Source organism: Williamsia serinedens (assembly GCF_024171725.1).
In the GTDB taxonomy this organism is placed as follows: domain Bacteria; phylum Actinomycetota; class Actinomycetes; order Mycobacteriales; family Mycobacteriaceae; genus Williamsia_A; species Williamsia_A serinedens.
In genome coordinates, this window is sequence record NZ_JAMTCG010000003.1 from 215206 (window position 1) to 237159 (window position 21954).

The window sequence follows — 21954 nt, forward strand, 5'->3', positions numbered from 1 at the left end:
GACTGCCAACTCGTGGCGAGTGATTATCGTTCCCACGCCGTGAGGAGTACTGTCAGCTGAGGCCAGCCTAACCGAAGGTTGCCCAGCCTAAGCTATGGCCCGTACGTCCGAAGGGGATCGGCACAGTGAGCAGTCCGTCGGTCGCGTCACAGCTCCTCGGCAGCGGTCTCATCGGCGTCCGCGAGGGTCTCGAGACCGGCATCGTCGTGATGATCCTGGTGGCGTTCCTGGTCAAGTCCGATCGCCGCGACGCCCTGCGGTGGGTGTGGCTCGGTGTCGCCGCGGCCGTCGTGATGGTCCTCGCCGTGTTCGCCGGTATCCACTACGGGACCTCCACCATCTCCGGACTCGCCGCCGAGGCCGTCGCCGGGGTCGCGTCCCTCGTCGCCGTCGTCATCGTGACGGGAATGGTCCTGTGGATGCGCCGGGCGGCCGCGCACATCTCCTCGGACCTCAAGGCCGGGATGGGTCGCGCGCTGCAGCTGGGTGCCCCCGCGGTGCTGCTGCTGGCGTTCCTCGCCGTCGGCCGTGAGGGGCTCGAGACCGCGCTGTTGATGGTCGGCTACGCCGAGAACACCTCGGGGAGCAGCTGGCCGTTGGTGGGGCTGCTCGTCGGTGTGCTGGTCGCCGTGGTGCTCACGACCGGGCTCTACCAGGGCACGGTCCGCATCGACCTGCAGAAGTTCTTCACCTGGACCGGCGCGTTCCTCGTGGTCGTCGCGGCAGGCATCCTCGCCTACGGCGTGCGCGCCGTCCAGACCGTCGGATGGCTCCCCGGACTCGGCGACCGCGCCTTCGACATCTCGTCGGTCTACGACCAGTCGTCCTGGTACGGCACGCTTCTCGCCGGGATCTTCAACTTCCGGCCGGACCCGACCGTGTTGCAGGTCGTCGCCTGGTGCGTCTACCTCGCCGTCGTGATGACCCTGTTCTTCCGCCCCTCCCCCGCATCGCGCGTTCGTCCCGACACCGCGAGCACCCCCGTGCCGGCCGCATGAGCGCGCCGACAACGAGAAAGGCACCACCGGTGAAGCGAAGCCTCGTCACCACGTCCGCGGCGTGCGCCGCGATCGCCGCCGTCGCGCTGACGGCCGGCTGCACCGCGAAGTCGTCGTCGTCCGACGGCGCGATCGCCGTCACGTCGACCGACTCGTCGTGCGACCTGTCTCGGACCGAGGCGTCCACCGGCACCGTCGATTTCGCGGTCACCAACAACGGCGACAAGGTCACCGAGTTCTACGTCTACGGCAACAACAACCGGGTGCTCGGCGAGGTCGAGAACATCGGGCCCGGCCTCACCGGCAAGCTCACCGTCGAGGTCGTCGACCCCGGCACCTACCAGACCGCCTGCAAGCCCGGGATGGTCGGCGACGGGATCCGCAAGCAGCTCACCGTCACCGGTGAGAAGAAGGAGAAGCAGCAGGCACCGGCGAGCGTGCAGCAGGCGAAGTCCACCTATCTGACCTACGTCCGCGGCCAGCTCGACGGACTGACCGCACAGACGAAGTCGTTCACCGACGAGATCATCGCGGGCAACCTGGACGCGGCCCGCGCCCAGTTCGGTCTGACGCGCACGTTCTACGAGCGGATCGAACCCGTCGCCGAGTCCTTCCCCGATCTCGACCCCGCGATCGACATGCGCTGGGACGACACCGCCGACGGCACCGAGCCGTTCACCGGCTTCCACCGCCTCGAGCGGTTCCTGTGGCCGCCGCAGCAGGCCGACGTGGGCGAGCAGCCCGGCGACGTCGCCCCTGCGGACATGACGAACGCGAAGGCCACCGACACCAAGCAGAACATCGACGGCGTCGCGCGGCAGCTGAACACCGACGTCAACCGGCTGCGCACCGAGGTGAACAAGCCCGACTTCACCTTCGAGACACAGTCGTTCGTCAAGGGCCCGCAGGCGCTCGTCGACGAGGTCGCCGCCACCAAGGTCGGCGGGGAGGAGGACCGCTACTCCCACACCGACCTGTTCGACTTCGCCGCCAACATCGACGGGTCGGAGACGCTGATCGCCGACATGCAGCCGATCATCTCCGCGAAGAACCCCGCCCTGATGGACAAGATCACCCAGCAGTTCGCCGCGATCCGCACCGACATCAACGCGTTCCGCTCCGGTGACGGCTACGCCTCGTACGACACCGTCCCCGAGGACAAGCGCAAGGCACTCTCCGACCAGATCGACGCGCTGTCGCAGTCGCTGAGCCAGGTGCCGGGGCTGGTCCTGCAGCAGTGAGCGGCGGGTTCTCACGCCGGGCCCTGCTCGGCGGCGCCGGAGCCGGTGTGGTCGCTGCGGCCGCCGCGGGCGTGGCGGTCGGGCGCAGCACGGCCGAGGACAGCACCTCCGCCGCGGGCGTGGTCCCCTTCCGCGGCGAGCGTCAGGCCGGGATCATCACCGCCGCACAGGATCGGCTGCACTTCGCCTCGTTCGACGTCATCACCGACTCGAAGGCCGACCTGGTCGACATGCTGCAGCGGTGGACCGCCGCGGCCGAGCGCATGACGCGTGGCGAGGAGACCGTCGCCGGCGGCGCCGTCGACCACGGCGAGTACATGCCGCCCGCCGACACCGGTGAGGCCCTCGGTCTGGACGCCTCGTCTCTGACGCTGACGATCGGGTTCGGGCCCGGTCTGTTCGGCCCGAGCGCGTCGGACCCGAACCGCACCGACAGGTTCGGGCTCGGCGACCACCGTCCCGCCGCGCTCGTCGACCTGCCGACGTTCGCCAAGGACGCGATCGAGCCGACCCGCAGCTTCGGTGACATCTGCGTGCAGGCGTGCGCCAACGATCCGCAGGTCGCGGTCCACGCGATCCGCAACCTGGCCCGGATGGGCTTCGGCGTCGTCAGCGTCCGATGGTCGCAGCTCGGTTTCGGTCGGACCTCCAGCACGACGTCGTCGCAGCAGACCCCGCGGAACATGTTCGGGTTCAAGGACGGGACGGCCAACATCCGCGCCGACCAGACCGACGTGCTGAACCGCTGGGTGTGGGTCGACCCGTCCGACGTCCCCGGCAAGGCGGCGTGGATGGCCGGCGGCTCGTACCTCGTGGCACGGCGGATCCGCATGGACATCGAGCCGTGGGACCGCGCGAACCTCGCCGAGCAGGAGGCGATCGTCGGGCGGACCAAGGGAGTCGGTGCGCCCCTGGGCATGACGAACGAGAACGACACCCCGGACTTCTCGGTGGCCACCGGCGACGGGCCCGTCATCGCCCGCAACGCGCACGTGCGGCTGGCCCACCCCGACAACCTCGGCGGCATCCAGATCCTGCGGCGCGGCTACAACTTCACCGACGGCTCCGACGGGTTCGGGCACCTCGACGCCGGACTGTTCTTCATCGCCTACTGCCGCGACCCGGGCAAGCAGTTCGTGCCGATGCAACGGGCGCTCGCGTCCAAGGACGCGATGATGGAGTACCTCACCCACAACGGCAGCGCCCTGTTCGCCTGCCCACCCGGCCTCGGCTCCGGCGAGTGGTGGGGGCAGCGCCTCTTCGAGTCCTGACCCCCCGCCGCAACCGGTCATCCGAGGCAGTTGTTCCCGCCCAGCGGGAAGAAATGCCTCGGATCGACGCCGGGGACGTCGGTAGCGTGGACGTGTGGATCTCGACCTGTGGCGCAGTCGGATACCCGTGCGACGGCCGTCGGACGGGGAGATCGTCGGGTGGACGGTCACCGATCGCGACGACGACCTCGTCGACGCGGTCAACCCCGTCGGCCAGACCGTCGCGGCGGGACTGGAGTTCGAGCAGGCGCACGACGTGCTGGTCGCGCGCGGTCTGGCGTCCCTCAGCGACCGCTGCTGGGCGCTGATGCCGACACCCATCACCCGCGACACCGACCTCACACGGCCGCACCCGGACTGGCGGTGGCGACGTGTCGTGTTGACCCAGCTCGACGACACGCAGGTGTGGGTCCGTCCGGCCTACCCGTCGTGGCCGGAGCGGTTCACCGAGATCCCGCTGTGGCTCCCGGCCGACGACATCCTCCGCCACGACCCACCGGCGACCGACGAGTGATCACCCCAGCGCGCGACGCCAGTCGTCGGCGTCGGGTGCGCTGACACCGGCCGCCCGCAACGCCGATTCCGCGGTGCGGACCTGCTCGACGAACGCGACGACACGGGTGCGCTGACGGTCCTCGACGCTCGACTCGTCGTCGGTGGCCAGATCCGCCGCCAGGTGCACGGTCAGCAGCGACTCCGGGATCATGTCGCGCGGGAACCCGGCGGCGTCCAGGCGCTCGATCACCTTCTGCGTCAACGCGAGTGCGGGTTGGGCGGTCGGCACGCCGTCGAGCACGGAGTCGCGCCGCTTCTCCGTCGCCTTGTTCTGCTCCCACTGCGCGATCTGCGTCGCCAGGTCGGTCTCGCCGGCGAGCACGCCCGCCGACCGTGCCGAGATCTTCTCCGTGAACGCCCGCGCGACGTCGTCGATGTCGAAGGGGGCCTCGTCGCGGTCGGCACCGATCCGCGCGTGGAACAGCACCTGCAGCAACAGGTCCGACAGTTCCTCGACGATGTCGTCGCGGTTGCCCGTCTCGATCGCGTCGAGCAGTTCGTAGGTCTCCTCCAGCAGATACCGCCGCAGCGAGTCGTGGGTCTGCGTGCCCTCCCACGGACCGACGCGACGGAGGCGGTCCATCAGCTCGACGGCGTCGAGCAGCGCCTCGCCCGTACGCCGTTCGGGATCGGTCACTCGGCGCCCATCACGAGGCCTCGGTCACGACGGGCCCACGCATGTCGCGCGACCCGGGGTCGTTGCCGCTCACCACCGACAGCACGTCGGCGACGAACTGGATCAGCTCCACGTCACGCACCCGCGCACTGCCCAGGCCCGACGTCCGCGGCACCGGCACGGTGAGCACCGACGTCGTCGCGCGGTACGTCGACCCCTGGAACACACGCTTCACACGGATCTGCTGGCTGTCGAGCAGGTCCACCGGGGCGATCTTCACGCCGGTGCCGGCCATGCCGATCTCCGTGACACAGCTCTCGCGGGCCAGGATCCGCAGCTTGGCCACCGACACCAGTCGCGAGACCTCCTCCGGCAGAGGCCCGTACCGGTCGAGCATCTCGTCGACGACGGCGCGGACGTCGTCGTCGGAGGTCGCCGACGCGAGCTTGCGGTACGCCTCGAGGCGCAGACGGTCGGAGTCGACGTAGTCGGCGGGGATGTGTGCGTCGACGGGGAGGTCGATGCGGACCTCCTTCGACTCCTCGGTCGCGATCGGCTGGCCGTCGGCGGCCGCGCGGTAGGCCTCGACGGCCTCCCCCACCAGCCGCACGTACAGGTCGAACCCGACACCGGCCACGTGCCCCGACTGCTCGGCGCCGAGCACGTTGCCGGCACCGCGCAGCTCGAGGTCCTTGAGCGCCACGGCCATACCCGCGCCGAGCTCGTTGTTCTGCGCGATGGTCGACAACCGGTCGTATGCGGTCTCGGTGAGCGGCTTCTCCGCGCTGTAGAGCAGGTACGCGTACCCGCGCTCTCGGGACCGACCGACGCGGCCGCGCAGCTGGTGCAGCTGCGACAACCCGAGCGCCTCGGCCCGGTCGACGATGAGGGTGTTCGCGTTCGAGATGTCGAGGCCGGTCTCGATGATGGTGGTGCACACCAGGACGTCGTACTCGCGGTTCCAGAACCCGGCGACGGTCCGCTCGAGTTGGTCCTCGTTCATCTGGCCGTGCGCCACCACGACGCGTGCCTCGGGGACCATGTCCTGCACCTGCTTGGCGGTGCGGTCGATGGAGCTGACGCGGTTGTGGACGTAGAAGACCTGACCGTCCCGCAGGAGTTCTCGCCGGATCGCCGCGGCGACCTGTTTCGGTTGGTAGGCACCGACATACGTCAGGACGGGGTGCCGCTCCTCGGGCGGGGTGAGGATGGTGGACATCTCACGGATGCCGGCCATAGACATCTCCAGCGTGCGCGGGATCGGCGTCGCCGACATCGTCAGGACGTCGACGTGCGTGCGCAGCGACTTGATGTGTTCCTTGTGCTCGACACCGAAGCGCTGCTCCTCGTCGACGATGACGAGACCGAGATCCTTCCAGCGCACACCGGTCTGCAGCAGACGGTGCGTGCCGACGACGATGTCGACACCGCCCTCGGCCATCTCGTCGATGATCTCGCGTGACTCCTTGGCGTCGGTGAACCGCGACAGCCCCCGGATGCGGACCGGGAACCCCGACATCCGCTCGGTGAACGTCTGCAGATGCTGTTGCGCGAGAATGGTGGTCGGGACGAGGACGGCGACCTGCTTGCCGTCCTGGACGGCCTTGAAAGCGGCGCGGACCGCGATCTCGGTCTTGCCGTAGCCGACGTCACCGACGATGACGCGGTCCATCGGGACCGCCTTCTCCATGTCGGACTTCACCTCGCCGATGACGGTCATCTGGTCGACGGTCTCGGTGAACCCGAACGCGTCCTCCATCTCGGCCTGCCACGGCGTGTCGGGTGCGAACGCGTGACCGGGGGCGGCGTGCCGCGCGGCGTACAGCGCGACGAGCTCGCCGGCGATCTCGCGGACCGCCTTGCGCGCCTTGCGTTTGGTGTTCTGCCAGTCGGACCCGCCGAGCTTCGACAGCGACGGCTGCTCGCCGCCGACGTAGCGCGACAGCTGGTCGAGGGAGTCCATCGGGACGAACAGCCGGTCGCCCGGGTGGCCCCGCTTCGACGCCGCGTACTCGAGCACGAGGTACTCGCGGCGGGCACCGCCCACGGTCCGCTCGATCATCTCGACGAACTTGCCGATGCCGTGCTGGTCGTGCACGACGAGGTCACCGGCGCTCAGCGCCAACGGGTCGACGGTGTTGCGGCGCTTGGCCGGCATGCGCTTGCCGTCACCGGCGGCGGCGACCCGGGTCCCCGTCAGGTCGGCCTCGGACACGACGACCAGTCCCGCACCGGGACAGACGATCCCGTGGCGAAGCGGCCCACACATCACCGAGACGACACCTTCGTCGGGCGTGGCGCCCTCGTCGACGATGGCCGCAGGCACCTCGGCCTCACCGAGCCGTTCGCGGTAACGCTGCGCGGTCCCCTTGCCCTGCACGACGATCGCGGCGCGCCCGCCGGTGCTGACGTGGGCGCGCAGCGACGCGAACGTCGTCGCGACCTCGTCCTCGTTGCCTCGCGGGGCCGGCCCGGGCGTGATGTCGACGACGAGCGTGTACTCGTCGTCCTCGGGGCCACTGGCCAGCGGCGAGACCGTCCACCAGGGACGGCGCGCGGCGATCACCGTCTCGCGCACCTCGTCGAGCGGTCGGTAGGCGCTGGCCTGCAGGTCCACGCCACCCATCGCGGACCCGTCGGCACCGGAGTCCAGCGGTGCGTCCCCGCCGGTGGCCGCGGCGGTCCACGACGCCTCGAGGAACTCCATGCCCGTGGCCGAGAGGTCGGCGGCACGGGTGCGGACCTTTTCCGGGTCCAGCACGACGATGTGGGTGCGCTCGGGCATCACCTCGGCGAGAAGACGCATCCGGCCGTCCACCAGCGCGGGGATCAGCGCCTCCATCCCCTCGACGGGGATGCCCTCGGCCAGCTTGGCGAACATCTCGGCGGTGGCCCGGTCGCCGGTCTGGGCCGCCCCGAGTTCCTCCGCCCGACGACGGACCTCGTCGGTCAGCAGCAGCTCGCGACACGGGTGGATGTGCACGAGCGACGCGTCGACCTCGGGTTGGCTGCGCTGGTCGGCGACGGAGAACGCCCGCTGCTCGGTGATCTCGTCGCCCCAGAACTCCACGCGGACCGGGTGGTCGGCGGTCGACGGGAAGATGTCGAGGATGCCGCCGCGCACCGCGAACTCCCCCCGCTTCCCGACCATGTCGGCGCGGGTGTAGGCCATCTCGACCAGACGGGCGAGCAGGTCGTCGAAGTCGAACTCGGCGCCCTCGCGCAGCACGATCGGCTCGACGGTCCCGGCGTCGGGGGCCATCGGCTGGATCAGTGAGCGGACGGTCGTCACGACGACCTGGACCGGCGGGCCGTACGAGTCGTCCTCGGGATGCGACAGCCGGTAGAGCACCTGCAGGCGCCGCCCGACGGTGTCGGCGCTCGGAGACAGGCGCTCGTGCGGGAGGGTCTCCCAGGACGGGAAGTCGACGACGCCGTCGCCGAGCATCGCCCGCAACTCGGCCGTCAGGTCCTCGGCCTCCCGGCCGTTCGCCGACACGACGAGGATCGGCGCACGGGTCTCGCCGCCGGCCGCGGCGGCGAGCAGGAAGGGGCGCGCAGCGTCGGGCGCGACGATGTCGAGCTGAGGACGGCCGATGCTGTCGCGGATCGCTGCGATGGCGGGATCTGCGCAGGCGACCTCGGTGAGACCGGCGAGAGGGGACCCCACGGCCAGAGTGGATGGCACTCTGTCCATCCTAGAGAAAACACCTCGTCACCCGGACATCGGCGGTGCGACGATGACCCCATGACGACCGCGGGCCCCACCGACCACACCGTCACCTCCGTCGCGCAGCTCGAGGACATCGTCGGCACGCCGAACCAGCGCGCGGCGACCAAGGTCCGCGGCCGCCTCTCCGACGTCCACCGGGAGTGGATCGCGGCGTCGCCCTTCGTGGTGCTCTCGACCGTCGACGCCGACGGCCGCGTCGACGCGTCCCCCAAGGGCGACCCGGCCGGGTTCGTCCACGTCCTCGACGACACGACGATCGCGATCCCCGAACGGCCCGGCAACCGTCGCGTCGACGGCTACCGCAACATCCTCCAGACGCGGCGAGCGGGGACCCTGTTCCTCGTCCCCGGCCGGGGCGACACCCTTCGGGTGAACGGTCACGCGCGGATCGTCTCCGACGCGCCGTACTTCGACGCGATGGTGGTGCAGGGCAACCGACCGATCCTCGCGGTCGAGGTCACCGTCGACGAGGTGTTCTTCCACTGCGCGAAGGCGTTCCTGCGCTCCCACCTGTGGGACCCGACGACGTGGCACCCCGACGAGTTGCCGACGGTCGCCGAGATCGCCCACCGCGTCCACACCGACAGCGACCTCGCCGAGCTGCAGGAGCACTACCGCGACGACAATTACCGCCGCCTCCTGTACTGAGAACCCGGCGCGACGCCCGATATCGTTCGCGCCATGACCTCGACCTGGACGGCGGCGCACATGCCCCGCCTCGACGGCCGCTCGATCGTCGTCACCGGCGGCACCCGGGGCATCGGCCTCGCGACGGCCCGCGCGGCGGCGGCCTCCGGGGCACGCGTGGTGATCACGGGCCGTTCGGACGAGTCCGCGGCGGATGTGGCCGCGACCGTCGCGGCGGACACCGGTGCGCAGGTCGTCGGCCGCGGTCTCGACCTCACCGACCGGGACTCGATCCTGCGGTTCGCCGACGGCCTCGACGACGTCGACGTCCTGCTGCACAACGCCGGGATCATCCCGGCCGCACCCGAGTACACGGCCGACGGTTTCGAGTCGGGGATGGCCACGAACCTGCTCGGCCCGTTCCTGCTGACCAACACCGTGCTGCCCCGTGTCCGCGATCGCGTGGTCGTCGTGACGTCCCTCGTGCACCGCCTCGGTGTCGTCGACCCCGCCGACCTGCACTTCGCGAGGCGACGCTGGTCGCAGAAGCGCGCCTACGCCGACTCCAAGCTGGCCAACGCCCAGTGGGCGCTCGAGCTCGACCGGCGACTGCGCGAGGCGGGGTCGCGCACCGCCGCCGTCCTGTGCCACCCCGGCGTCGCGGCGACCGAGATCACCAGCCTCACACCGTTGCAGGCGGTCAACGACGGGGTCATCTGGGCAGCGGCCCGTGTGGCGAACACCGCCGAGCGTGCGGCCGACTGCGAGTTGTACGCCGCGACGATGCCCGTCCCACCCGGGGCGTTCGTCGGTCCGCGCGGCCGCGGCATCCGGGGCGCCCCGACGCTCGTCGGACGGTCGCAGGCGGCGTCGGACCTGCGCGCCGCGGGGCTGCTGTGGGAGGCCGCGGCCGCCCAGACACGATCGGAGTTCCCCCTGTGAGTCTCGACATCCGGCCCGCCGTCGAGTCCGATCTCGATCAGATCGCCGAGATCTACTCCCACTACGTCGCGCAGACGGTCATCACCTTCGACTACACCGCCCCGGCGGTCGAGGAGTGGCGCGCGCGACTCGCGTCGATCACCGGGCGCGGCCGCCCGTTCCTCGTCGCCGTCGACACCGACGACCCCGACCGGGTGCTGGGCTACGCCTATCTCGGTGACTTCCGGACGAAGACCGCCTACGACTGGACGACCGAGGACAGCATCTACCTCCGTCCCGACGCGACCGGTCGCGGTCTCGGGTCCGCGCTGTTGCGCGCCCTGCTCGCCGATCTCGACCCGGAGTCGGTCCGACGGGTGGTCGCGGTGATCTCCGTGATCGAGTCCGACGCGTCGATCCGCCTGCACGAGCGGTTCGGGTTCGAACGGACCGGGACGCTGCGCCGGATCGGTTGGAAGTTCGACCGCTGGATCGACTGCGCCGTGCTGCAATACGAGGTACCCGGCACCTGAGCCCGCCGGGCGGGAACACATCCGGACCATGGTCCGTTTGGAGGGGCATGAGCACGATCACCCGTCTGCCCGCGCTGTTCATCAGCCACGGCGCCCCGCCCCTGCTGGACGACACCCGCTGGGTCGGTGAACTGCGGGATCTCGCCGCCTCGCTCCCCCGCCCGACGGCGATCCTCGTGCTGTCCGCGCACTGGGAGTCCGCGCCCCTGACGATCGGGTCGACCGACGCCGCGACGCCCCTGACCTACGACTTCTGGGGATTCGAGGACCGCTTCTACCGGCTTAGCTACGACTCCCCCGGAGCGCCCGACCTCGCACGTCGCGTCGCCGCGATGATGCCCGACCCGATCGCGGTCCGGCACGACGACGAGCGTCGGCTCGACCACGGCGCATTCGTGCCGCTGTCGGTGATGTACCCCGACGCGGACATCCCCGTCCTGCAGGTGTCGCTGCCGACGCTGGAGCCCGAGTCGCTGATGGACCTCGGCCGACGTCTGCGTGACCTGCGCGACGAGGGCGTGCTGGTGCTGGGCTCCGGCTTCACCACCCACGGGCTGCCGTACCTCACCGATCCGACACCGACCGCGACGCCACCGGGATGGTCGGCGGAGTTCGACGCGTGGGCGGCCGAGCGACTGGCCGCCGCCGACGTCGACGGGCTCGTCGACTTCCGCACGCGCGCACCGGGTATGCCCTATGCGCACCCGACGATCGAGCACTTCGCCCCGTTGTTCGTCGCCCTGGGCGCGTCCGACGACCCCGGCCAGGTGCCCGACCAGGTGATCGACGGCTTCTGGATGGGGTTGTCGAAGCGGAGCATCACCCTGCGGTGAACCCGGTGCGGCTCAGCGGGCCTCGCCGATGCGCGGGTCCATCTCGAGATGCGTCAGGCCGTTCCAGCAGAGGTTCACGAGGTGCGCCGCCACGACCTCCTTCGACGGCTCGCGCACGTCGAGCCACCACTGCGCGGTGACCGACACCATGCCCACGAGCGCCTGCGCGTAGAGCGGGGCGAGCGAGGCGTCGAACCCGCGGCGCTCGAAGTCGCCGGCCAGGATGTGCTCCACCTGGCTGATGGCGTCGTTGAGCAGGCTCGAGTACTTGGGGTCGCCACCGGTGGCCGGGGAACCGTGCACCAGGATGCGGAACCCGTCGGTGCGCTCCTCCATGTACGTCAGCAGCGCCAACGCCACGGCCTCCAGGCGGAACCGCGAACGGTTGTTGGTCAGCGACGACGTCACCCGCTCGAGCAGGGTCTCCATCTCACGGTCGATGATGACGGCGTAGAGGGCCTCCTTGCCGCCGAAGTGCTCGTACACGACGGGCTTGGAGACCGCGGCCCGCTGGGCGATCTCCTCCACGGAGGTGCCCTCGTAGCCCCGTTCGGCGAAGAGGCCCCGCGCGACCTCGATGAGCTGCAGTCGGCGCTGGGCGCCGGTCATCCGCGCACGCGGTGCGGCGCGCACCTCGCGCTCGGCATCGGCGGGTCGGTCGACGGCCATCGTCTCCTCCAGGTCGGAGTGGAACGAGAACATGTTCTCATCCCGCCCACTACGGTGACTCCATGCTCAGTGTGCAGGAGATCTCCGACCGACTCGAACTGCAGCAACTGCTCACCGACTACGCCACCGCCGTCGACCGGCGACAGTTCGACGACCTGCACGACCTGTTCACCGTCGACGCGCACATCGACTACTCCGCCGTCGGCGGGGCGGTCGGGACGCCCGCGGAGATCGTCCCCTGGTTGCGGGAGAACCTCGCGCTGTTCTCGGCGTACTACCACCTCAACGCCAACATCGACCTGCAGCTCGACGGCGACGAGGCCACGGGCACGGTCATGTGCTTCAACCCGATGGTCTTCGCCGGGGAGGAGGGCACCGTGCTGACCGTCGGCGTCTGGTACCACGACTCCTACCGCCGCATCGACGGCCGCTGGCGCATCACCCGTCGCGTCGAGGAGAAGTGCTTCCTGTACTGACGGTCGTGGCAGGCACACGCGGCGCCCTCCGCCGAAAGGCGGGGAGCGGGCACCGGACGATGATCGGGGCCCGTCGTCCGATTCGACTGCGCGACTCTCTCGTACCTATGTACGATTTGCCACGGGTCGGGATCCGTCGAATCACCTCGGGAGCTGACATGCGCCGAACCATCACCCTCGCCACCACCTGCGCCGCCGTCGCGGCCACCGCCCTCCTGGGCGCCGGATCCGCCGCGGCGGCACCGGGATCGCTCGCGCTGACCGCCGATCTCGCGGGCGTGACGTACAGCGCGCCGTTCGAGTGCGGGCTCACGGTCACCAACAACGGGCCCGGCGTGGCCCGAGGGGCACGGATCATTCAGGTGTCCGTCCCACTGGGGATTCCGACGACGTTCCGCTACCTCGGCGACCTGGCACCCGGGGAGACCAGGACCGAGAGTCAGGTCGACTGCGGGATCTACGGCCGGTTGTCCATGTACGCGGTGTCAGCCACGCCCGATCTGAACCCGGGCAACAACGGCGGCCAGGTCCATCCCTGACGCCGGCCGGTCACCCGGCGCCGGATCTGTGCTCCCCCACCAGGACTCGAACCTGGAATGTCTGAACCAAAATCAGAAGTGTTGCCGATTACACCATGGGGGACCGGCGCCGGGACGCCGGTGAGATTGTCGCACGTCAGTCGCGGGGACCGCCCGCGACGTAGACGACCTGGCCGGACACGAAGCCGGCTCCCTCACTGATGAAGAACGACGCGGTGTGCGCGATGTCCTCGGGCTGGCCGACGCGCTGCACCGGGATCTCCTTGGCGTTGAAGGCTTTGAAGTCCTCGAACGGGACGCCGAGACGCTCGGCCGTCTTCGCCGTCATCTCCGTCTCGATGAATCCGGGAGCGATCGCGTTGGCGGTGACACCGAATTTGCCGAGCTCGAACGCCAGGGTCTTGGTGAACCCCTGCATGCCGGCCTTCGCCGCGGAGTAGTTGACCTGGCCGCGGTTGCCCAGCGCCGAGGTGCTCGACAGGTTCACGACGCGACCCCACTTGGCCTCGACCATGTGCTTCTGCACCGCGCGCGTCATGAGGAACGCGCCCCGCAGGTGCACCCCGAGGACCGAGTCCCAGTCCTCGACGGTCATCTTGAACAGCAGGTTGTCGCGGGTGATGCCGGCGTTGTTGACCAGCACCGTCGGCGCCCCGAGCTCGGCGGCGACCTTCTCGACGGCGGCCTCGGCCGACGCCTCGTCGGACACGTCGGCGCCGACCGCGACGGCCGAACCGCCCGCGGACGTGATCGCCTCGACCGTCTCCGCGCACGAGTCGGCGTTCAGGTCGAGCACGCCGACAGCCAGCCCGTCCGACGCCAGACGCTTGGCGACAGCGGCGCCGATACCTCGTGCCGCACCCGTCACAATTGCCGTTCTGCGCTCGCTCACCGGTACCTTCTCTCCTCGACTGATCTCGGGGCCGCCCTGGCCTCACCTAGTTCTATCAGTGCGTAACATCGCCCCCGCGCGCCCGGCGCGAGGGGCGCACGACAGGAGTTCCATGTCAGTGACGACACCCGGGGAACGCAGCGACGACGGTGGCGCGGTCGCCGTCCTCGTCCTCGCCGCAGGCGCAGGGACCCGTATGCGGTCGTCCATCCCGAAGGTCCTCCACCGGATCGGTGGACGCACCCTGCTCTCCCACGCCCTGCACGCCGCGGCCGGGGTCTCGCCCGACCACCTCGTGGCCGTCGTCGGGCACGACCGCGAACGCGTCGCCGCCGCCTGCGCCGAGCTGACCGACGACCTCGGCCGCACGGTGACCACCGCCGTGCAGGAGGTGCCCAACGGCACCGGCGGGGCCGTCGCGGCCGGGATGACCGCTCTGCCCGACGATTTCGACGGCACCGTCCTCGTGACCGCCGGCGACGTCCCCCTGCTCACCGCGCAGGCGCTGGCCGATCTGCGGGCCGAGCACCGCACCGCCGGCGCCCACGTGACGCTCATGACGTCGACGGCGGTCGACCCCACCGGCTACGGCCGCGTGCTGCGGACCCAGGACGGCGAGGTCACGCAGATCGTCGAGGAGTCCGACGCGACGCCGCAGCAGAAGCGCATCACGGAGGTGAACTCCGGCGTCTACGCGTTCGATGCCCGCACCCTCGCCCAGGCGCTCACCGAGCTGGGCACCCACAACGCGCAGGGCGAGCTGTATCTCACCGACGTGGTCGCGCTCGCCCGGTCGAAGGGCCGTGTGGTGCGTGCCGCTCACATCGACGACGCCGCCCTGGTCGCCGGATGCAACGACCGCCTGCAGCTCTCCGAGCTCGGCGCCGAGCTGAACCGACGCATCCTGCACGACCTGATGCGGTCGGGCGTGACCGTCGTCGACCCGGCGACCACCTGGGTCGACATCGACGTCCGGGTCGACGTCGACGCGACCCTGCTGCCCGGCACACAGCTGCACGGGCGCACCGTCGTCGGCGAGCACGCCGTCGTCGGACCGGACACCACGCTGACCGACGTCACCGTCGGCGAGGGCGCGCAGGTGATCCGCACCCACGGCAGCGAGGCCGTGATCGGCGACGACGCATCGGTCGGCCCCTTCGCCTATCTGCGCCCGGGCAGCGTGCTGGGTGCCGGCGGCAAGATCGGGACCTTCGTCGAGACGAAGAACTCGACGATCGGTGCGGGCACCAAGGTGCCGCACCTCACCTACGTCGGCGACGCGACGATCGGCGAGCAGTCGAACATCGGCGCCTCCAGCGTCTTCGTCAACTACGACGGCGTCGAGAAGAACCGCACCGTCATCGGCTCGCACTGCCGCACCGGCAGCGACACGATGTTCATCGCGCCGCTGACCGTGGGTGATGGCGCGTACACGGGTGCCGGTACGGTGCTCAGGCGAGATGTGCCCCCGGGGGCTCTCGCGGTGTCATCGGGGGACCAACGGATCATCGAGGGCTGGGTCGAGCAGCGTCGACCCGGTACCGCGGCCGCCGACGCGGCGCGACGCGCCCGGCAGGCCGGCGCACAGGACGAGCAGAAGGCGGACGAGCAGTGAGCTGGACAACCGACAACCAGAAGAACCTGATGCTGTTCTCCGGTCGCGCGCACCCGGAGCTGGCCGAGGCCGTCGCGAAGGAGCTCGGCATCCAGGTCACGCCGCAGACCGCCCGCGACTTCGCCAACGGCGAGATCTTCGTCCGCTTCGAGGACTCGGTGCGCGGTTCGGACGCCTTCGTCCTGCAGAGCTGCCCGGCGCCGCTGAACAAGTGGCTGATGGAGCAGCTCATCATGATCGACGCGCTCAAGCGCGGGTCGGCCAAGCGCATCACCGCGATCCTGCCCTTCTACCCCTACGCCCGTCAGGACAAGAAGCACCGTGGGCGCGAACCGATCTCGGCCCGCCTCGTCGCCGACCTGCTGAAGACCGCCGGGGCCGACCGCATCATCACCGTCGACCTGCACACCGACCAGATCCAGGGCTTCTTCGACGGCCCGGTGGACCACATGCACGCGCAGGGCCAGCTCGCCGAGTACGTCAAGGAGCACTACGGCACCGACAACGTCACCGTCGTCTCCCCCGACTCCGGTCGTGTCCGCGTCGCCGAGAAGTGGGCCGACGCGCTCGACGGCGCCCCGCTGGCGTTCATCCACAAGACGCGAGACCCGTTGGTGCCCAACCAGGTCAAGTCGAACCGCGTGGTCGGTGAGGTCGAGGGCCGCATCTGTGTGCTCATCGACGACATGATCGACACCGGCGGCACCATCGCCGGCGCGGTCCGGGTCCTCAAGGACGCCGGCGCGGGTGACGTCATCATCGCGACCACGCACGGCGTGTTCTCCCACCCCGCGGCGGAGCGACTCGCGTCCTGCGGCGCGAAGGAGGTCATCGCGACCGACACCCTGCCGATCACCGAGGACAAGCAGTTCGAGAACCTCACGGTGCTCTCCATCGCCCCGCTGCTCGCGCAGACCATCCACCAGGTGTTCGAGAACGGCTCGGTCACGAGCCTGTTCGACGGCGTCGCCTGAGGTCGTCGTGGCCGCGCGGATCTTCCACAACCCGCAGTGCTCGACGTCGCGGAAGACGCTGCAGCGTCTGCGCGACGCCGGTGTCGAGCCCGAGATCGTGCAGTACCTCACGACCCCGCCGACACGAGACGAGTTGGCCCGCATGATCTCCGACGCGGGACTCACGCCGTCGCAGGCGGTGCGTCGTCGCGAGGCGCTGTTCACGGAGCTGTCGCTGGCCGACGCCGACGACGACGCCCTCCTCGACGCGATGGCGGAGAACCCCCGCCTCGTGGAGCGGCCGTTCGTCGTCACCGACAAGGGCACCCGACTGGCCCGGCCCGTCGAGAAGGTCGACGAGATCCTCTGATCGCCTGCGGGCGATGCCTCGCGCGTGCGGTACTGGGGTGGTGACGCACGTCACGCTCGTCGACGCGGGAGGTCTCATGACCCAGACAGCACCGGAACCCGATCTGCACGAGGCGGCGGAGGCCGCACCCGACGACGCATCCCTGTTCGAGCGGCTCGGCGGCGTCTACGGCATCGCCGGCGCCGTCGACATCCTCGTCGACCGTCTCTTCGACAACGTCGCCGTGAACGCCAACCCCGCCGTACACGCGCACCACGGCGACCGCGCGAACGCCGCGGGGTACAAGTTCCTCGTCACCGCCTGGTCGATCGAGGCCGCCGGCGGACCGCGCTGCTACCCCGGGCGCGACATGGTGGCCGCGCACGATCACCTCGCGATCGACCGCGCGGGCTTCGACGCCGTCTACACCGAGATCGACGCGACGTTGAACTTCCTCGGTGTGCCCGACCGCGAGCGCTCGGAGTTCATGCGCGTCATCGAGTCGTACCGGCCGGAGGTCGTCACCGCCTGAGGGGCGGTGCTCAGGCGCGCGGGAGGTGGGGTCGGACACCCGGCACCACCGTCCCGAGAAGACCGCGACCCAACGCGGAGGCCATCACCCCGGCGTCGACGCTGTCCTCCCAGACGGCGATCTTGCCGTCGCGGATCCGCGCCATGCCCCGCACCGCGAACTGCAGGTGCACGAGACCGACCCGCAGATGGTCGGTCCGCAGGGTGCGGACCATCTCGACCGCACCGGCCCGTTGTCGGACCGAGGTGTCGGGGTTGTCGGCCGTGACGTCGTGGATGGCGACGTCGAACCGGCCGTGTCCGCCCGCGACGCGCTGCAGCACCTGCGAGACCTGGTCACGGCCGCGGCCGACCCACACCCCGGCGAACCGGTACCGCACCTCGGGCGCGAGCAGGTGGCGGGCGATCTCGGCGTCGCCGACCGCGAGGGACTCCAGGAAGCGGATGGCCACGTCCTCGGCCGACCACAGCAGGCAGTGCTGCATCGACGTCATCGCGACCACCTCCTCCAGTGACACGGGTGCCCCGTGGGACGTCCATGGTCCGCGCGGATCGCGACACGGGACCGAACTCGACATGTCCGTCCGGCGAACACTGCCTGAGGAGAGCCTGGGAAGGTCGGCGCCGGCGATGTGACACCACGCCCTGACCTGCACTACCCTGTGCGACGTTGTCACGGCGAGGGTGGGGAGTCCCACCGTCATCGGCGCGGCTGCACCCGATCGGTCTCGACCTCTCCGGTGTGCCCTGTGTCTGCCGTGCGGACCGCCACCACCGGATCGAGGAGAACCATGGCGAACGACACCCCCCAGCTCACCGTCGGCCTGCGCGACGAGCGCGGCAAGGGCGCCGCGCGTCGCGCGCGTCGCGCCGGCAACGTCCCCGCCGTCCTGTACGGCCACGGCTCGGACCCGCGTCACCTGGCGCTGCCGCAGCTCGAGTTCGCCGCGATCCTGCGTGCCAACGGCACCAACGCGGTCATCGAGCTCGACATCGACGGCACCAAGCAGCTCGCCCTGACCAAGCAGGTCGACGTGCACCCGGTGCGCAAGTTCATCCAGCACGCCGACCTCCTCGTGATCAAGCGCGGCGAGAAGGTCGTCGTCGAGGTCACCGTCACCGTCGAGGGCGAGGCCGCCCCGGGCACCCTGGTCATCCAGGAGCTCAACACCGTCGAGGTCGAGGCCGACGTCATGTCGATCCCCGAGCAGATCGTCGTGTCGGTCGAGGAGGCCCAGGTGGGCACCCAGGTCACCGCCGCCGATCTCGAGCTGCCGTCCGGGGTCACCCTCGAGACCGACCCGGAGACCCTCATCGTCGCGGTCAACGAGGCCCCGACCGCCGAGGAGCTCGAGGCCGAGCTCGACCAGGACCTGCTGCCCGACGAGGAGCCCGAGGAGGGCTCCGAGGGCGAGGACGGCGAGACCGCCGAGGGCGACGCCGAATCCGGCGACGCCGAGGCGAAGTCCGACGACGAGTAGGTGCGCCTGATCGTCGGCGCGGGCAACCCGGGCCCCCGCTACGCCGCCACGCGCCACAACATCGGCGCGATGGTGGCGGACGCGATGGTCGCCCGCGCCGGCGAGCGGTACCGCGTCCACAAGAAGTCGGGTGCCGAGGTCGCGTCGCTCCGCATCGGCGGCGAACCCGTCGTCGTCGCGCGGCCCCGCGTGTACATGAACGAGCTGGGTCGCCAGGTCGGCCCGCTGGCGTCGTTCCACAAGGTCGCCCCCGCCGACATCGTGGTCCTGCACGACGAGCTGGACATCGACTTCGGTCTGGTGCGGCTCAAGCGCGGCGGCGGCGAGGGCGGACACAACGGTCTGCGCTCGATCAGCGCGTCGGTGGGGACCCGCGACTACCTGCGCGTGCGCCTCGGGATCGGTCGACCCCCCGGTCGCATGGACCCGGCCGACTTCGTCCTGAAACCCTTTCCCTCGGCGGATCGTGCCGAGGTCGAGTTGCTCGTCACCAACGGTGTCGACGCCGTCGACCTGCTGCTCACGTCGCCGCTGGAGGACGCGCAGAACACGGTGCATGCGTGGTGAGTCACAACCCGACGGCGCGAGCGTGCACCTCGCGCCCCGAGGCTCCGTAACCGCCGTCCCGACGGCGACGACACAGACGACAATGACCCCGCCCGCGCGGGGAGGACACCGACCACCGCATCGGCGGGGAGAGTGAGTGGGGAGACATGGCCACCATCAAGGCGAACACCGGCCGGCAGAACGTCGCGATGCTGGGGATCGGCGCGTACCGGCCCAGCCGCGTCGTCACCAACGACGAGATCTGTCAGACGCTCGACTCCACCGACGAGTGGATCTACGAGCGCACCGGCATCCGCAGTCGTCGATGGATCTCCGGGGACGAGTCGGCGCGGTCGATGGCCGTCGCCGCCGCCGAGCGTGCGATCAGCAACTCCGGTGTCCCGCGCGAGAAGATCGGCGCGGTCCTGCTGTCGACCTTGAGCTGGAAGACGAAGATCCCGCACGGCGCCCCGCAGATCGCCTACGACCTTGGCATCAACGGCGTCGCCGCCGTCGACCTGGCGTCGGGCTGCAGCGGGTTCGGCTACGGCCTGGGCCTCGCCGCCGACATGGTGCGATCGGGGTCGACGGAGTACGTGCTGCTGATCTGCGTCGAGACCCTGTCGATCGTCCTCGACCCGACCGACCGGAACACCGCGTTCATCTTCGGTGACGGCGCCGGCGCGGTCGTCGTCGGACCGAGCGAGGAGAACGGCATCTCCCCGACGGTCTGGGGCAGCGACGGCGAGAACGGCGAGGCCATCGGCCAGAGCTACGACATCATCGAGTACATGGACCGGGCGCAGGAGATGCAGGCCCTCGACCCGGCCGACGCCCCGCTCGACCGCATGGTCGTGACCATGCAGGGCTCGAAGGTGTTCCGATGGGCCGCCATCGCGCTGCCCAAGGCGCTGTCGAGCACGCTCGAGGAGTCGGGCATCACCGCCGACGACATCGACGTCTTCATCCCGCACCAGGCCAACGCGCGCATCAACGAGCTGATGAAGAAGAACCTCGGCCTGCGCGACGAGATCCCGATGGCCAACGACATCGAGCAGACCGGCAACACGTCGGCCGCGTCGATCCCGCTCGCCATGGAGGAGATGCTCGCGACCGGGAAGGCGCAGGGCGGCCAGACCGCGCTGCTGCTCGGCTTCGGGTCCGGCCTGAGCTACGCCGGGCAGGTCGTGACGCTGCCGCCGGCGCCCGCCGAGACCAGCCTGTAGAGGCGCGACGCGCCGGGCGCGGCAGGCGTGACCTGCCGGTTCGGTGACGGGGTTAACACCTGGGGGGTCACCTGCGACAGTGGTACGGGGCAACGAAAGGACAGCAGAGATGACCGCGATCGCGGAGACCACGGGGATCAACACCATCGGCATGCTCGGGATCGGTGCCTACCGACCCGAGCGGGTGGTCACCAACGACGAGATCTGCGAGAACATCGACTCGTCCGACGAGTGGATCTACACCCGCACCGGCATCAAGACCCGTCGGTTCGCCCGGCGTGACGAGGACGTCACGCAGATGGCCGTGCAGGCCGGTCGCACCGCGATCGCCAACGCGCTGCTCCAGGGCACCGACATCGACGCCGTCATCCTCGCCACCAACACCCACCTGCTGCTGACGCCCGCCGGCGCGACGAAGGTCGCCACCGAGCTCGGCGCGAACGGCGTCCCCGCGTTCGACGTGACCGTCGGGTGCGCGGGCTTCGGCTACGGCATGGCGCTCGCGTCGGACATGGTCCGCGGCGGCAGCGCCAAGCACGTGCTGGTCATCGGCGCCGAGCAGCTGTCGGTGACGATGGACATGACCGACCGCGGCAACTGCTTCATCTTCGGTGACGGCGCCGGCGCGGTCGTCGTCGGACCGACCGAGGACCAGCAGCTCGGCCCCGTCGTCTGGGGCTCCGACGGCTCGCAGTACAACGCGATCCGCCAGGACTTCGACTGGGTGACCTTCCTCGACGGTGATCGCAAGCAGCGCCCGTTCCTCCGCATGGAGGGCACCGCCGTGTTCCGGTGGGCCGCGTTCGAGATGGGCAAGGCCGCGCAGCGAGCGCTCGAGGCCGCCAAGATCGGCGCCGAGGACCTCGACGTCTTCGTCCCCCACCAGGCCAACGCCCGCATCAACGAGCTGCTCGCGAAGAACCTGCACCTCAAGGAGGGCACGGTCGTCGCCGACGACATCGAGTTCACCGGCAACACCTCCGCCGCTTCCATCCCGCTCGCCATGGAGAACCTGCTCTCGACCGGCCGCGCCAAGCCCGGCCAGACCGCACTCCTCCTCGGCTACGGCGCCGGCCTCAGCTACGCCGCCCAGGTCGTCAAGCTCCCCCCGATCCCCTTCGAGGGCAATCCGTAGCAGTTCGTGTCGCCTGGCGACACAAAGCGCTACGGCTCGGGATGACGGACCCGATCCGCTCGGCGGTGCGGCGACGCGTGACTTCCGGAGAATGGCGGCATGTGGGGCGCGGCGTCTACTTCGTCGCAGACCGCCGGATGACCGACCGGGCACGAATTCGGATCAAGCGGGCCGATGTCGGCGTCCGAGCTGTCGTCTCGGGGGCATCTGCCGC

At 70.2% G+C, this 21954-nt stretch carries 23 protein-coding genes and 1 tRNA gene; 18 read left to right on the forward strand and 6 right to left on the reverse strand.

Annotation, left to right across the window (positions count from 1 at the left end):
* The first annotated feature begins 116 nt into the window (after positions 1-116).
* From efeU to LX12_RS08380, 4 genes are all read left to right on the forward strand, one after another.
* Positions 117-998: an iron uptake transporter permease EfeU gene (gene efeU, locus LX12_RS08365; protein WP_253654577.1), complete on the forward strand. Its 882-nt coding sequence runs from the start codon at positions 117-119 to the stop codon at positions 996-998.
* Complete coding sequence (gene efeO / locus LX12_RS08370) at positions 995-2239, forward strand: iron uptake system protein EfeO (RefSeq protein ID WP_253654081.1); 1245 nt, start codon at positions 995-997, stop codon at positions 2237-2239. Before efeU ends, efeO begins: the two co-directional genes overlap by 4 nt.
* A complete protein-coding gene (efeB, locus tag LX12_RS08375; RefSeq protein ID WP_253654082.1) occupies positions 2236-3510 on the forward strand; it encodes an iron uptake transporter deferrochelatase/peroxidase subunit in 1275 nt (424 codons plus the stop codon). The genes efeO and efeB overlap by 4 nt, the downstream gene beginning before the upstream one ends.
* Positions 3511-3604: 94 nt before the next feature.
* The gene (locus tag LX12_RS08380) at positions 3605-4024 is read left to right on the forward strand and encodes a hypothetical protein (protein ID WP_253654083.1); all 420 of its coding nucleotides are present in this window, start codon (positions 3605-3607) and stop codon (positions 4022-4024) included.
* Here LX12_RS08380 and LX12_RS08385 read toward each other — a convergent pair whose 3' ends face one another.
* Positions 4025-4702 carry a nucleoside triphosphate pyrophosphohydrolase gene (locus tag LX12_RS08385; RefSeq protein ID WP_308213986.1) on the reverse strand — a complete coding sequence of 226 codons (678 nt, stop codon included), beginning with the start codon at positions 4700-4702 and terminating at the stop codon, positions 4025-4027. It abuts the gene before it with no gap.
* A gap of 10 nt (positions 4703-4712) precedes the next feature.
* Positions 4713-8369: a transcription-repair coupling factor gene (gene mfd / locus LX12_RS08390; protein WP_253654084.1), complete on the reverse strand. Its 3657-nt coding sequence runs from the start codon at positions 8367-8369 to the stop codon at positions 4713-4715.
* A gap of 60 nt (positions 8370-8429) precedes the next feature.
* Between mfd and LX12_RS08395 the strand changes: the two genes are divergently transcribed.
* Genes LX12_RS08395 through LX12_RS08410 form a run of 4 tightly spaced genes read left to right on the forward strand, consistent with a single transcriptional unit; the run spans position 8430 to position 11328 of the window.
* Positions 8430-9062, forward strand: a complete 633-nt coding sequence (locus LX12_RS08395) for a pyridoxamine 5'-phosphate oxidase family protein (protein ID WP_253654085.1) — start codon at positions 8430-8432, stop codon at positions 9060-9062.
* Positions 9063-9095: 33 nt separating this feature from the next.
* Positions 9096-9983, forward strand: coding sequence for an SDR family NAD(P)-dependent oxidoreductase (locus LX12_RS08400; protein ID WP_253654086.1), 888 nt, complete (start codon positions 9096-9098; stop codon positions 9981-9983).
* A complete protein-coding gene (locus LX12_RS08405; protein WP_253654087.1) occupies positions 9980-10495 on the forward strand; it encodes a GNAT family N-acetyltransferase in 516 nt (171 codons plus the stop codon). Before LX12_RS08400 ends, LX12_RS08405 begins: the two co-directional genes overlap by 4 nt.
* 47 nt (positions 10496-10542) lie before the next feature.
* Positions 10543-11328, forward strand: coding sequence for a dioxygenase family protein (locus LX12_RS08410; RefSeq protein ID WP_253654088.1), 786 nt, complete (start codon positions 10543-10545; stop codon positions 11326-11328).
* 12 nt (positions 11329-11340) lie between these two features.
* Here the strand turns inward: LX12_RS08410 and LX12_RS08415 are convergent, their stop codons facing one another.
* A complete protein-coding gene (locus LX12_RS08415; RefSeq protein ID WP_253654578.1) occupies positions 11341-11997 on the reverse strand; it encodes a TetR/AcrR family transcriptional regulator in 657 nt (218 codons plus the stop codon).
* Between the two features lie 62 nt (positions 11998-12059).
* Between LX12_RS08415 and LX12_RS08420 the strand changes: the two genes are divergently transcribed.
* The gene (locus LX12_RS08420) at positions 12060-12473 is read left to right on the forward strand and encodes a nuclear transport factor 2 family protein (protein ID WP_253654089.1); all 414 of its coding nucleotides are present in this window, start codon (positions 12060-12062) and stop codon (positions 12471-12473) included.
* Positions 12474-12631: 158 nt separating this feature from the next.
* The gene (locus LX12_RS08425) at positions 12632-13012 is read left to right on the forward strand and encodes a hypothetical protein (protein ID WP_253654090.1); all 381 of its coding nucleotides are present in this window, start codon (positions 12632-12634) and stop codon (positions 13010-13012) included.
* A 31-nt stretch (positions 13013-13043) separates the two neighbouring features.
* Here LX12_RS08425 and LX12_RS08430 read toward each other — a convergent pair.
* Both LX12_RS08430 and fabG read right to left on the reverse strand, forming a co-directional pair.
* Positions 13044-13115: transfer RNA gene (locus LX12_RS08430), tRNA-Gln, on the reverse strand.
* Between the two features lie 33 nt (positions 13116-13148).
* Complete coding sequence (gene fabG, locus LX12_RS08435; protein WP_253654091.1) at positions 13149-13904, reverse strand: 3-oxoacyl-ACP reductase FabG; 756 nt, start codon at positions 13902-13904, stop codon at positions 13149-13151.
* Positions 13905-14016: 112 nt separating this feature from the next.
* Here fabG and glmU point away from each other — a divergent pair, with 112 nt between their 5' ends.
* From glmU to LX12_RS08455, 4 genes are all read left to right on the forward strand, one after another.
* On the forward strand, positions 14017-15519 hold the full coding sequence (gene glmU, locus LX12_RS08440; RefSeq protein ID WP_253654092.1) for a bifunctional UDP-N-acetylglucosamine diphosphorylase/glucosamine-1-phosphate N-acetyltransferase GlmU: 1503 nt from the start codon (positions 14017-14019) through the stop codon (positions 15517-15519).
* On the forward strand, positions 15516-16493 hold the full coding sequence (locus tag LX12_RS08445; protein ID WP_308213987.1) for a ribose-phosphate diphosphokinase: 978 nt from the start codon (positions 15516-15518) through the stop codon (positions 16491-16493). Before glmU ends, LX12_RS08445 begins: the two co-directional genes overlap by 4 nt.
* 7 nt (positions 16494-16500) lie before the next feature.
* Positions 16501-16842, forward strand: coding sequence for an arsenate reductase (glutaredoxin) (gene arsC, locus LX12_RS08450; RefSeq protein ID WP_253654093.1), 342 nt, complete (start codon positions 16501-16503; stop codon positions 16840-16842).
* A gap of 76 nt (positions 16843-16918) precedes the next feature.
* Positions 16919-17353: a group I truncated hemoglobin gene (locus LX12_RS08455; RefSeq protein WP_253654094.1), complete on the forward strand. Its 435-nt coding sequence runs from the start codon at positions 16919-16921 to the stop codon at positions 17351-17353.
* Between the two features lie 10 nt (positions 17354-17363).
* Here the strand turns inward: LX12_RS08455 and LX12_RS08460 are convergent, their stop codons facing one another.
* Positions 17364-17846, reverse strand: coding sequence for a limonene-1,2-epoxide hydrolase family protein (locus LX12_RS08460; protein WP_253654095.1), 483 nt, complete (start codon positions 17844-17846; stop codon positions 17364-17366).
* Positions 17847-18143: 297 nt separating this feature from the next.
* On the opposite strand from LX12_RS08460, the gene LX12_RS08465 reads away from it, so the two are divergent.
* From LX12_RS08465 to LX12_RS08480, 4 genes are all read left to right on the forward strand, one after another.
* Positions 18144-18833 (forward strand): 50S ribosomal protein L25/general stress protein Ctc, encoded by a 690-nt coding sequence (locus tag LX12_RS08465; protein WP_253654096.1) that lies wholly within the window; start codon positions 18144-18146, stop codon positions 18831-18833.
* The gene (gene pth, locus LX12_RS08470) at positions 18834-19400 is read left to right on the forward strand and encodes an aminoacyl-tRNA hydrolase (RefSeq protein ID WP_253654097.1); all 567 of its coding nucleotides are present in this window, start codon (positions 18834-18836) and stop codon (positions 19398-19400) included.
* A 146-nt stretch (positions 19401-19546) separates the two neighbouring features.
* A complete protein-coding gene (locus LX12_RS08475; protein ID WP_253654098.1) occupies positions 19547-20605 on the forward strand; it encodes a beta-ketoacyl-ACP synthase III in 1059 nt (352 codons plus the stop codon).
* A gap of 109 nt (positions 20606-20714) precedes the next feature.
* Positions 20715-21740 carry a beta-ketoacyl-ACP synthase III gene (locus tag LX12_RS08480; protein ID WP_253654099.1) on the forward strand — a complete coding sequence of 342 codons (1026 nt, stop codon included), beginning with the start codon at positions 20715-20717 and terminating at the stop codon, positions 21738-21740.
* The last annotated feature ends 214 nt before the right edge of the window (positions 21741-21954 follow it).

Excerpts from the sequence above, each read along its gene's own strand:
- efeO (WP_253654081.1), top strand. The coding sequence starts at position 995 with ATGAGCGCGCCGACAACGAGAAAGGCACCACCGGTGAAGCGAAGCCTC.
- LX12_RS08395 (WP_253654085.1), top strand. The coding sequence starts at position 8,430 with ATGACGACCGCGGGCCCCACCGACCACACCGTCACCTCCGTCGCGCAG.
- LX12_RS08400 (WP_253654086.1), top strand. The coding sequence starts at position 9,096 with ATGACCTCGACCTGGACGGCGGCGCACATGCCCCGCCTCGACGGCCGC.
- LX12_RS08410 (WP_253654088.1), top strand. The coding sequence starts at position 10,543 with ATGAGCACGATCACCCGTCTGCCCGCGCTGTTCATCAGCCACGGCGCC.
- LX12_RS08415 (WP_253654578.1), bottom strand. The coding sequence starts at position 11,997 with ATGGCCGTCGACCGACCCGCCGATGCCGAGCGCGAGGTGCGCGCCGCA.
- LX12_RS08420 (WP_253654089.1), top strand. The coding sequence starts at position 12,060 with ATGCTCAGTGTGCAGGAGATCTCCGACCGACTCGAACTGCAGCAACTG.
- LX12_RS08425 (WP_253654090.1), top strand. The coding sequence starts at position 12,632 with ATGCGCCGAACCATCACCCTCGCCACCACCTGCGCCGCCGTCGCGGCC.
- glmU (WP_253654092.1), top strand. The coding sequence starts at position 14,017 with ATGTCAGTGACGACACCCGGGGAACGCAGCGACGACGGTGGCGCGGTC.
- LX12_RS08455 (WP_253654094.1), top strand. The coding sequence starts at position 16,919 with ATGACCCAGACAGCACCGGAACCCGATCTGCACGAGGCGGCGGAGGCC.
- LX12_RS08460 (WP_253654095.1), bottom strand. The coding sequence starts at position 17,846 with ATGACGTCGATGCAGCACTGCCTGCTGTGGTCGGCCGAGGACGTGGCC.
- LX12_RS08465 (WP_253654096.1), top strand. The coding sequence starts at position 18,144 with ATGGCGAACGACACCCCCCAGCTCACCGTCGGCCTGCGCGACGAGCGC.
- LX12_RS08475 (WP_253654098.1), top strand. The coding sequence starts at position 19,547 with ATGGCCACCATCAAGGCGAACACCGGCCGGCAGAACGTCGCGATGCTG.
- LX12_RS08480 (WP_253654099.1), top strand. The coding sequence starts at position 20,715 with ATGACCGCGATCGCGGAGACCACGGGGATCAACACCATCGGCATGCTC.